Annotated in this window: 1 protein-coding gene; it reads left to right on the plus strand. The window is 34.5% G+C overall.

Annotation, left to right across the window (positions count from 1 at the left end; translation table 11 throughout):
• Window positions 1-41 precede the first annotated feature (41 nt).
• Window positions 42-388 (plus strand): phage tail assembly chaperone G (gene gpG / locus AC1DWA_RS33675; RefSeq protein WP_477917875.1); only part of this gene is annotated, 347 nt, incomplete at its 3' end.

Genomic DNA, 388 nt, shown 5'->3' on the forward strand with positions numbered 1-388 from the left:
CTCTTAACAGGGCGTGTTTTTATTTTGAGGAGGAAACTAAAATGATGGATTTAGTTTTAAGAATAAATGGTGAAGAAAAAACAATGAACAGCCCGTTTATTTCAGGTATGACATATAAAAAATATCTTGCTTTAAAAGAGAAAGTTGATTACTTACAAGAAAGACCAACTATTCAACAATTAGATGCATTAATTCAGTTAATTGTGGAGGCTTTCGATAAGCAGTTCACTGTAGATGAGTTCTATGCAGGGCTTAATCGTTACCTTTTTGAAGAAAAAATAGCTGAGTTTTGTTTAATAGCTGAAGGTATTCCTCTAGATGGTTCATTCGATCCTGAAGTACTTGAAGAAGCAGGAGAAAATGAAGCTGATGCCACACCCTCTGACAC

This window comes from Rhodococcus sp. P4_F3_2 (genome assembly GCF_056401335.1).